Raw genomic sequence first — 9351 nt, 5'->3', positions numbered from 1 at the left:
CGCCGCCCAGCAGGTACGGATACGGGTCCGGCATCTCCGACGTGTGCGCCCAGTGGATCGCGATGTCGGGGTCGGACGGCCCGGCGATCTGCCGCAGCCCCAGGTCCTCGCGGGCCAGGAGGGCGGAGAGAAGCACGGGTGGTGTGGGCGGAACCGTGAGGTCCGGCATGGTGGACGTTTCCTCCATCGCCTCGGGCTCGGATGGATGAAACGTACACTTCGCAGCCGCTTTCCGGCCACCTAGGGTCAGTCGCGACGCAAGCCACCCCCGAGACCCCGGGACGACCCCGGGAGTGCGCGAAGGAGGCCCCCACATGGCCGTCGACTACACCGTGATCGTCGTCTACCTGGCCGGCATGCTGGCCATGGGCTGGTGGGGCATGCGCCGCGCCAGGTCCAAGAGCGACTTCCTGGTCGCCGGCCGCCGCCTGGGCCCGGTCATGTACTCCGGCACCATGGCCGCGATCGTTCTGGGCGGCGCGTCCACCATAGGCGGAGTCGGTCTCGGCTATCGGTACGGCCTCTCCGGCGCCTGGATGGTCTTCACCATCGGCCTCGGCCTGCTCGCCCTGTCCGTCTTCTTCTCCGCCCGCATCGCCCGCCTGAAGGTGTACACCGTCTCCGAGATGCTCGATCTCAGGTACGGCGGCCGCGCGGGGGTCATCTCCGGCATCGTCATGTGGGCGTACACCTTGATGCTGGCGGTCACCTCGACCATCGCCTACGCCACGATCTTCGACGTCCTCTTCGACATGAACCGGACCCTCGCGATCGTCCTCGGCGGCTCGATCGTCGTCGCGTACTCGACGCTCGGCGGCATGTGGTCCATCACGCTGACGGACATGGTGCAGTTCGTGGTGAAGACGATCGGCGTGCTGCTCCTGCTCCTGCCGATCGCGGTCGTCAAGGCGGGCGGCTTCAGTGAGATGAAGGCGAAGCTGCCCACCGAGTACTTCGACCCGCTGGGCATCGGCGGCGAGACGATCTTCACCTACGTCCTGATCTACACGTTCGGCATGCTCATCGGCCAGGACATCTGGCAGCGCGTGTTCACGGCGGGCAGCGACAGGACCGCCAAGTGGGGCGGCACGGTCGCGGGCACCTACTGCCTCGTCTACGCCGTCGCGGGCGCCGTCATCGGCACGGCGGCCAAGGTCCTCTACCCCGGCCTCGGCAGCCCGGACGACGCCTTCGCGACCGTCGTCAAGGACGAACTCCCGGTCGGGGTACGGGGGTTGGTGCTCGCCGCCGCCCTGGCGGCCGTGATGTCGACGTCGTCCGGCGCGCTGATCGCCTGCGCCACGGTGGCCAACAACGACATCTGGTCGCGGCTGCGGGGCGCCGTACGGCGGGCGGAGGAGGAGGGCGACGAGGAGCGCGACGAGGTGCGCGGCAACCGTGCCTTCATCCTCGTCATGGGCGTCGCGGTGGTCGGCACGGCGATCGCGCTGAACAACGTGGTCGAGGCGCTGACCGTCGCCTACAACCTCCTCGTCGGCGGACTCCTCGTCCCGATCCTCGGCGGCCTGCTGTGGAAGCGCGGCACCGCGCAGGGCGCGCTCGCCTCGGTGATCGTCGGCGGCCTCGCGGTCGTCGGCCTGATGGCGGGCTACGGCATCCTCGCCAATGAGCCTGTGTACTACGGCCTGTTGCTGTCTCTGGCCGCCTATGTGACCGTCTCCCTCGCCACGCCGGCGACCGACGCGGCCGTACTCGCCGCGTGGCGGGACCGGCTCGCCGGGCGCGTTGCACCCGAACGAGTGTCCGAGCCCGTGGTGGCTCCCCAGTAAGGTCATAGCAGGACGCACAAAGAACCCAATACGTGCAAAGACTGCATACGCGATGAAGCGTAGGAAAGAAGGCAGTGCCCATGACCAGCAACGAGACGCCCCGCGGCCCGGTCGACTCCTCCCGCACCCCGCGGTACGCCGGACCCGCGACCTACGCGCGGCTGCCGCGCCTGGACGAGGTCGGCACCGCGGACGTGGCGGTGGTCGGGGTGCCGTTCGACGCCGGTGTCTCGTACCGGCCGGGCGCGCGCTTCGGCGGCAACGCGATCCGCGAGGCGTCCCGGCTGCTGCGGCCGTACAACCCGGCGCAGGACGCGTCCCCGTTCGCGCTCGCGCAGGTCGCGGACGCCGGTGACATCGCGGCGAACCCGTTCAACATCAACGAGGCCGTCGAGACCATCGAGGCCGCGGCGGACCAACTCCTGGGCACCGGCGCGCGGTTGATGACCCTGGGCGGCGACCACACCATCGCGCTCCCGCTGCTGCGCTCGGTCGCGAAGAAGCACGGCCCGGTGGCGCTGCTGCACTTCGACGCCCATCTCGACACCTGGGACACGTACTTCGGCGCCGAGTACACCCACGGGACGCCGTTCCGCAGGGCAGTTGAGGAGGGCATCCTCGACACGGAGGCGCTCTCGCACGTCGGCATCCGCGGTCCGCTGTACGGCAAGCAGGACCTCAAGGACGACGAGAAGATGGGCTTCGGCATCGTCACCTCGGCGGACGTGTACCGCCGGGGCGCCGACGAGGTCGCCGACCAGCTGCGCCAGCGCATCGGCGACCGCCCCCTCTACATCTCCATCGACATCGACTGCCTCGACCCGGCCCACGCGCCCGGCACCGGCACGCCCGAGGCCGGCGGCATGACCTCCCGCGAACTTCTGGAGATCCTGCGCGGCCTGGCATCCTGCAACCTGGTGTCGGCGGACGTCGTCGAGGTGGCACCGGCGTACGACCACGCCGAGATCACGTCGGTGGCCGCGTCGCACACCGCGTACGACCTGATCACGATCATGTCCCGGCAGATCGCGGAGGCGCGCGACTCGTAACGCCGGCCGGACAATTGGTGACTCGTAGGGAGACAGAGAGCAAGTGACGCACGACCACGACCTGGAACTCCGCCCGACGGCCGCGCAGATCACCGCCGCCCTGAACCCGCCCCCCGGGCGCAACGGCGGTGACCTGGTCGTGGAGACCCTGGCGGGTCTCGGCGCGACGACGGTGTTCGGCCTGCCGGGCCAGCACGCGCTCGGCATGTTCGACGCGCTGCGCCGCTCCGACCTGCGCTACATCGGCCTGCGGGTGGAGAACAACGCCGGGTTCGCGGCGGACGCGTACGGCCGCATCACGGGCGAGGCGGCACCGCTGCTGCTGTCGACGGGCCCGGGCGCGCTGACGTCACTGGCGGCGCTCCAGGAGGCGAGGGCGGCTTCGGCGCCGGTGCTGGCGATCAGCAGCCAGATCCCGACGGCGGGCCTGGGCGGTGGCAGGCATGGGTATTTGCATGAACTGCCCGACCAGTCCGCCTCGTTCAGGGGCGTGGTGAAGTCCGTCCACACGGTCCGTACCCAGTCGCAGATCCCGTCGGCGATCGCGGAGGCGTGGAAGTCGGCGCTGACGGCTCCGCACGGCCCGGTGTGGGTGGAGATTCCCCAGGACGTGCTGCTGGCTCCGACCCTCCTCCCGGTGGTGACGGCGGTGGACGCGACACCGGAGGACGTCCTGCCGCGCCCCGAACTGACCGCCGTAGCAGCGGACTTGCTGTCGCGCGCGGTGCGTCCCGCGATCATCGCGGGCGGGGGAGTCGTACGGGCGGACGCGTCGAAGAAGCTGCGGCAGCTCGCGGAGAAACTCCAGGCGCCGGTGGTGACGACGCCGGGTGGCAAGGGCGCGTTCCCCTGGACGCACCCGCTGTCCTTGCAGTCCTGGCTGGAGGACCGCCACACGACGGACTTCCTGGAGGACGCGGACGTAGTACTGGTAGTTGGCTCGGGTCTGGGTGAACTCTCCTCGAACTACCACACGTTCAAACCCCGCGGCCGCGTCATCCAGATCGAGGCGGACCTCGGCAAACTGGAGTCGAACCACCCGGCGTTGGGCATCCACGCGGACGCGTGGCACGGGCTGCAGGCGCTGCTGGAGACGGTGACGGAGCGGACGGACACGACGGCGGAGGGGCGGGTGGCCGAGCTGCTCGGCCGCGTGCGGGAACGCATCGCCGCCCAGGAACTGACCCTGGAACAGGGCGTGTTGGATTCGGTACGCAGGGCGCTGCCGCCCAACTCCCCGTCCTTCTGGGACATGACGATCCTCGCCTACTGGGCCTGGTCGGCCTTCGACGCGAAGGGCCCCAACCACCTCCACTCCGCCCAGGGCGCCGGCGGCCTCGGCTACGGCTTCCCGGCGGCGCTGGGCGCGGCCGCGGCGGACCCGACGCGTCCGGTGCTCGCGGTGTCGGGGGACGGTGGCGCGCTGTACTCCGTCGCGGAGCTGGCCACGGCCAGGCAGTACGACCTGAACGTCACCTGGCTCATCGTCGACGACGGCGGCTACGGCATCCTCCGCGAGTACATGACGGACGCGTTCGGCGAGGCCACGGCGACGGAGCTGACCCGGCCGGACTATGTGGCACTGGCCGAGTCGTTCGGGGTACGGGGGGTGCGGACTTCGCCGGAGGCACTGGAGTCGGACCTGGCGAAGGCGTTGGGGGAGCCGGGGCCGTCCGTGGTCGTACTTCCGGCTGTGTTGCGGATGTTCGCGGCTACGCATTTGGGGTGAGGGGTGGTTCGGTGGCGGTGGTGCGTGTTGGGGCTGCGGCTCAACGGTCGGTTTCCGCACCTCCGTTGCGTCTTCGCAGGCCTTCGCGCCCTGGCACTCCCTGGTCAACGGCATGCGGCACGCCGTTCAAGCCACTGCTATCGTCCGCGGCGTGACTCGCGACGAATCAATCCTGGACTCGATACGACGAGACTCCGGCCTCGCCGAACTGCTGTGGCGCGTCTGCGAGTTTGATCTCTCGCGTGGTGATCACGGGGAGCCTGTCCGGCTTTCGTCGGGGCTTGCTCTGGAGAGCGTTGCCGGCGACTTCACCGGCGGGACGTTCTTCCTCTGCGGCGACGGCATCAAGGACCGACCTGTGCTGTATGCCAGCTCCGAAGGGCAGGCCGGCCTGATCGGCCAGAGCCTGACCGAGGCGCTTGAGATCATGGTCGGGTTGCCGTCCTGGTGGGACTGTCTGAAGTTCTCCGGATCCGGTGATTTGACGGTCATGCGGACGACGGCCGACCACCTTCGCCACGACGAGGTCGAGGACCAGCCCGGGATCGCCGCGCATCGAGCGCGCCTGGCTGAGGCACTGGACTTGGAAGTCGGGTCTTTCTCGGCCCTGTTGACTCGCCTGCATGCTGCGGTGTCTGCCACGACGCCTGACTTCGTCCTCACCGTCGAGACGGGCGAGGCGTACGAGCCGCTTTTCGGTCCCTGGCTGCCGAGCCGGAATCCCGCTTGGCGGTGAAGGACGAAGTAGGGCTCTGCCTCTTGGAGTTGGCGATCAAGACGCAGCCGCAGATGCGAGGACACACACGAACGGGTTGGCTCGCAGGCTGACGGCAGCAGACATCACAAGATCCCCGTACCCGCATGCCGAGCGCGGACGAGGCCGATCGGCTCGCTCTCCCGTCCGGTGTGCCGGTCGTGCTCGTCGTCCGAACCGCCTTCGACGCGGCGGGAGTTCGGTCGAGGTGAATGCCATGGCGCTGGACGCGTCCACAGGGGCTGGCGCTCGCCGCGGTCGGGACGCATGCCGTTGCGCGGTGGTTGCTGCGCCGTGGTGAGCAGTATTCCGAATCCAATGAGGCTAGGTGAACTCCCCCTCCGGTACCACGGGCGTACGCGTCGAGGCGGAGAGCGTGCTACTCGACTGCTGGGAGCACGTGCAGCGGAACCTCGGCCCTGGTCCTGGGTGCAATGACATCCCGGTAGTGATGGTCGAGGGCGAGGACAACCGGCTGCGGCAACGCCCAGGCCAGAACGGCGTTGACTGCGTCGGTCATGCCGATGGCGTCATGATCCGCGTACGTACGCATCAGGCGCTCGGCCTCGCTCAGGAGCGGCCAGCCCACCGTGGCAAGCGTGAGCCGATCCGTGCTTGCCCAGGCACGCATGCTGGCCAGCGCGTCCGCTGCCGCCTTGCCACTGATCTTCGTCGTCAGGTGGTAGTCCAGCTCGGCCAGAACCATCGGCGACACCACGAGTCGGTCGACGAGGGAGAGAGCGTGTACGGATGACTCATGATGGGCGTCTTTCCGGTTGTAGACGGCGAGGAGGACCGATGTGTCCGCGACGCCGAACAGATGACGCTTCAACGGCCACCTTCCCCGAACAGGTCCTCGCCGGATCGAGTGGCCAAGTCGGAAGGCCCGTCGAACATCGCCCGCGCCAGAACGGCCATCGCCTCCGAGTCCTCCCCCAAGGGAGAGGAGAAGGACAACGGGACGCCACGCGCGATGTGGTCCAGCGCCACTTCCTCGGGCGTACGCCCCTCCAAGAGCGCGAGAGTGCGCAGCACTTCGGCCTGGTCGCCGGTGTAGGTGAGCGTCACCGTGACGGCGTCGTCCGGCGTGGCCGGTCGGTCCGGCGGGGGAACGGAGGCGTCGGCCACGGGGATCTCCTCGTATGCGCTGCGAGATGTGGTGTACGGCGATTTCAACGGTATCGGCCATATCGCTGTGTTGCGCGTGTTCATCGTGGCAGGGACACTTCCGCCCACGTCGCCTTTCCGATGCCGTGCGGGCGTGGGCAACATCCCCAGCGTTCCGCCAAGGCCCGCACGAGGGTGAGTCCCCGGCCCTCTTCGTCTTCGGGGGCTGCTTCCCGGGGCCGCGGCCGACGGTCGCTCGCGTCGGCGACCTCGACTCGCAGCCGCCCGTCGTACGTGGCGAAACGCAGACCGATCTCGCGGCCGGGCGGAGTCCGCGCGTGCCGGATGGAGTTGGTGACCAGCTCCGAGAGCAACAGTTCGGCGGTGTCGGCGACTTCGCCGGTGATCTTCCAGTCCGTGAGCTGTAGGCGAAGCAGCGCGCGAGCGTGTTTGGCACTGCGCGGTTTGTGCGGGAGTTGCCACTGGGCCTCCCGCATGTCGGGGCTTGCGGGTTGTGCGGGCGCGGTGTGGGCTGACATGAAGACCTCCACGGCAGGCGGCGGACGCACCTCGCGTCTCTAGAGAGGTGGGGTGCGTTCAGTGAAGCGGGTGGTCCACGCCTGCGTCAATACATCTCTAGAGATGTGTGAAATTGCTCGTCGGAGACCGATGGTCGGCTGTCAGGGTGTGGCGGCTGATGCCTAGGATGTCTAGAGATGACCGGAGGAGAGGCCTGGATGAGCGGCGGGGACGCGGGACGTCAGCCGAAGTACCAGCGCATCGCGGCGCAACTGCGAGCGGCTGTCGAGGCCGGCGAGTACGGGCCGGGTGAACGGCTTCCCGGCGAGAACGACCTCATGGCCGAGCATGGTGTGGCGCGGATGACGGCCCGACAGGCCCTGGGTGTTCTGCAGACGGAGGGCATCGCGGAAGCGCGCAAGGGTGCCGGGGTGTTCGTCCGGGACTTCGAGCCGATCCGGCGGCGCGGGCTCGAACGCCTCGCGCACGCGCAGTGGGGCGAGGGGCGTTCCATCTGGACGACCGATGCCGGGGATCGTGAACTCGTCGTGGACTCGGTGGAGGTGGGCGAGGAGGATGCCCCGGCTGCCATCGCGGGTGTGCTGGGCCTGGGTGACGGAGGGGTTCGGGTTTGCGTGCGCCGCCGCCGGTACGTTCTCGACGGCAAGCCGGTGCTTCTGGCCACCTCGTTCCTCGCGGCCGACCTGGCGTCGGGCACGCCGATCGCTCGACCAGACACCGGTCCCGGCGGCATCTACGCGAGGCTGGAGGAACTCGGGCGCAAGCCGGTCCACTTCCGGGAAGAGGTCCGTTCCCGTATGCCGAGTGGCGACGAGGCCCGGCGACTGGCGTTGCCGGCGGGTGTGCCGGTCATGTTGATCGCGCGAACTGCCTTTGACGCTGGGGGAGTTGCCGTAGAGGTGAACAACATGGTGCTGGACGCCGCGTCATACATCCTGGAGTACGACTTCGAAGGTTGAGCGGTGTCCAAGTCCCGCGCCAGGGCTGAGGGTGGTGGCCTTCTGGGCGACGTGCTCAAGCGGCACGTCTGGACGTTCGTCGGGCGTGAGTGGCAGTGATCGCTCTTGGGAATATGGCATCTCCAGCACGAGCCCGACACGGGAGATCAGGACCACGTGCTGGCTCTTGACAGTCGAGCTGGTTGTGCAGGTGGGTGCTGTTGCATGCGACCGACCATTGCCTGTGCGCAGCGCCCGTTTCGGATGTCGTGTCGTATGTGTCCTCTGTTCCTCGCGTCGCGAGGAACAGAGGATCGACAGGCTGAATCGGCGAAGCGTCGCCGCCTGAGCCGGAGCCCCCCGGGCCGCCCGCGTCACATCCGCGGATCCGGCTTCAGCAGTGCGAACACCGCTCCGAACGGGTCCCCGAGCCATGCCATCCGGCCGACCTGGGGTACGTCCGTCGCCGGCATCAGTACGGAACCGCCGTTGGACTGTGCCGCCGCGATCGTGGCGTCGACGTCCGTCGAGTGGAAGTACGGTACCCAGCGCGGGAGTTCGCCCTCGCCGGCGTTCAACGGCGCGACCCCGCCGAAGGACGCGTCCTGCTGGTCCCCTTGAGCGGTGCTCAGGACCCGGTACGTCATACCGGGTGCCTGCATGTCCTGGCTGCGCCAGCCGAACAGGCCCTGGTAGAAGGCGATGTCCGCCTCCGGGTCGGGGGCGTGCAGTTCCGCCCAGAGCAGGGTGTTCGGGGCGGAGGTGAGTTCCAGACCCGCGGTCTTCCCGGGCTGCCAGAGCGCGAACTGGGCGCCCTGCGGGTCGGTGGCCTGGGCCAGCCAACCCTCGCCCATGACGTCCATGGGTTCCGTCCGGACAGTTCCCCCGCCGGCCGTGACCGCCTGGACGGTGGCCGTGATGTCGTCGGTCTTGAAGTGGATCATCCAGGCGGAGTTCGCCCCTTCTTCGGTGAGCGGTCCGAGGGCCGCGACGGTCTTGCCGTCCACCTGGAAGAACCCATATCCGCCCGCCTCGGGCCCGGCCGAGACGAACTGCCAGCCGAGGACGGCGCCGTAGAACGCGGCGGCCGCATCGGTGTCGGGGCTGCCGAGGTCGAGCCAGTTGGGTGATCCGGTGGTGAAGTCGGTGCCGAGCATGGAGTCCTCCTGCTGGACTGCGTGGGACGGGTGGATCGGGTCGGGGGCCACGATGCCGCGCCGTCCGCCGCCGTCCGCGTACGAGCACCGACAGGCCTGCGGTTTCCACCGAACGGCCGAACGTTCGCCAGTGCCGGCATGGCGCGCGCTGACAGCCTTCCTGCCAGGGGCGGACATGAGACGGGCGCAGGTGGCGAACGGACGAAGTCGGTGTGACCTTCGGGCTGTTGGCCGCGTGGGCTGCGCATGATGTGGGGGACGCGGGGGATGTGGCCACGGTGCCGGGG

Annotated in this window: 9 protein-coding genes; 5 read left to right on the top strand and 4 right to left on the bottom strand. The window is 69.0% G+C overall.

Going from position 1 to position 9351, the window contains the following annotated elements:
• Positions 1-314 precede the first annotated feature (314 nt).
• The 4 genes from AC31A1_RS39670 to AC31A1_RS39655 all read left to right on the top strand — a co-directional run bounded on the left by AC31A1_RS39670 (position 315) and on the right by AC31A1_RS39655 (position 5304).
• Entirely contained in the window at positions 315-1790 is a 1476-nt protein-coding gene (locus tag AC31A1_RS39670) for a sodium:solute symporter family protein (RefSeq protein ID WP_489657936.1), read from the top strand.
• A gap of 80 nt (positions 1791-1870) precedes the next feature.
• Positions 1871-2839 (top strand): agmatinase, encoded by a 969-nt coding sequence (speB, locus tag AC31A1_RS39665; RefSeq protein ID WP_489657935.1) that lies wholly within the window; start codon positions 1871-1873, stop codon positions 2837-2839.
• 43 nt (positions 2840-2882) lie between these two features.
• On the top strand, positions 2883-4568 hold the full coding sequence (locus AC31A1_RS39660) for a thiamine pyrophosphate-binding protein (protein WP_489657934.1): 1686 nt from the start codon (positions 2883-2885) through the stop codon (positions 4566-4568).
• Positions 4569-4719: 151 nt separating this feature from the next.
• A complete protein-coding gene (locus tag AC31A1_RS39655; protein WP_489657933.1) occupies positions 4720-5304 on the top strand; it encodes a hypothetical protein in 585 nt (194 codons plus the stop codon).
• A 397-nt stretch (positions 5305-5701) separates the two neighbouring features.
• On the opposite strand, the gene AC31A1_RS39650 is transcribed toward AC31A1_RS39655, so the two are convergent.
• The 3 genes from AC31A1_RS39650 to AC31A1_RS39640 form a co-directional block, all read right to left on the bottom strand.
• Positions 5702-6154 carry a type II toxin-antitoxin system VapC family toxin gene (locus tag AC31A1_RS39650; RefSeq protein ID WP_489657932.1) on the bottom strand — a complete coding sequence of 151 codons (453 nt, stop codon included), beginning with the start codon at positions 6152-6154 and terminating at the stop codon, positions 5702-5704.
• Positions 6151-6450 carry a hypothetical protein gene (locus tag AC31A1_RS39645; RefSeq protein WP_489657931.1) on the bottom strand — a complete coding sequence of 100 codons (300 nt, stop codon included), beginning with the start codon at positions 6448-6450 and terminating at the stop codon, positions 6151-6153. The genes AC31A1_RS39650 and AC31A1_RS39645 overlap by 4 nt, the downstream gene beginning before the upstream one ends.
• Before the next feature lie 80 nt (positions 6451-6530).
• Entirely contained in the window at positions 6531-6968 is a 438-nt protein-coding gene (locus AC31A1_RS39640; RefSeq protein WP_489657930.1) for an ATP-binding protein, read from the bottom strand.
• A gap of 198 nt (positions 6969-7166) precedes the next feature.
• Between AC31A1_RS39640 and AC31A1_RS39635 the strand changes: the two genes are divergently transcribed.
• Positions 7167-7928, top strand: coding sequence for a GntR family transcriptional regulator (locus tag AC31A1_RS39635; RefSeq protein ID WP_489657937.1), 762 nt, complete (start codon positions 7167-7169; stop codon positions 7926-7928).
• Between the two features lie 353 nt (positions 7929-8281).
• Here the strand turns inward: AC31A1_RS39635 and AC31A1_RS39630 are convergent, their stop codons facing one another.
• On the bottom strand, positions 8282-9064 hold the full coding sequence (locus AC31A1_RS39630) for a VOC family protein (RefSeq protein WP_489657929.1): 783 nt from the start codon (positions 9062-9064) through the stop codon (positions 8282-8284).
• Positions 9065-9351 lie beyond the last annotated feature (287 nt).

The organism is Streptomyces sp. P5F9 (assembly GCF_057961495.1).
This window is presented reverse-complemented; position numbering and strand designations above follow the sequence as displayed.

Coding starts and splice junctions, on each gene's coding strand:
- speB (WP_489657935.1), top strand. CDS start 1,871: ATGACCAGCAACGAGACGCCCCGCGGCCCGGTCGACTCCTCCCGCACC.
- AC31A1_RS39630 (WP_489657929.1), bottom strand. CDS start 9,064: ATGCTCGGCACCGACTTCACCACCGGATCACCCAACTGGCTCGACCTC.
- AC31A1_RS39635 (WP_489657937.1), top strand. CDS start 7,167: ATGAGCGGCGGGGACGCGGGACGTCAGCCGAAGTACCAGCGCATCGCG.
- AC31A1_RS39670 (WP_489657936.1), top strand. CDS start 315: ATGGCCGTCGACTACACCGTGATCGTCGTCTACCTGGCCGGCATGCTG.
- AC31A1_RS39640 (WP_489657930.1), bottom strand. CDS start 6,968: ATGTCAGCCCACACCGCGCCCGCACAACCCGCAAGCCCCGACATGCGG.